The 301-nt window shown below is 57.1% G+C and carries 1 protein-coding gene; it reads left to right on the top strand.

What is annotated here, in order from left to right; genetic code table 11:
* Positions 1–301: RHS repeat domain-containing protein (locus tag DCCM_RS02335; RefSeq protein ID WP_165791988.1), on the top strand; the 301-nt coding region annotated here is incomplete at both ends.

Genomic DNA, 301 nt, shown 5'->3' with positions numbered 1-301 from the left:
GCGGAAGGCCACCTGACCGGAGCAGCCGACGGCTTAAACAACACCACGGAATTTACCTGGAACTTCCAGGATGGACTCTCGGAGTTAACAGACCCCCGGGGCTATAAAACCACCTTCGGCTTCAACCCCTCCTTCGGCAATGTCACCTCGGTGACAGACCCCATGGGAGGGCTTACAGCCTATGCCTGCGACGAAAACTATAACACCACCTCCATAACCGACCCCGGCGGCCATGCTGTGAATTATACCTACGACCCAATAGGCAACATGCTCACCAGGCAGGACGACGCCGGCACCTATC

Origin of the sequence: Desulfocucumis palustris (assembly GCF_002933875.1) — a bacterium.
Lineage (GTDB): Bacteria > Bacillota > Desulfotomaculia > Desulfotomaculales > Desulfocucumaceae > Desulfocucumis > Desulfocucumis palustris.
This window is presented reverse-complemented; position numbering and strand designations above follow the sequence as displayed.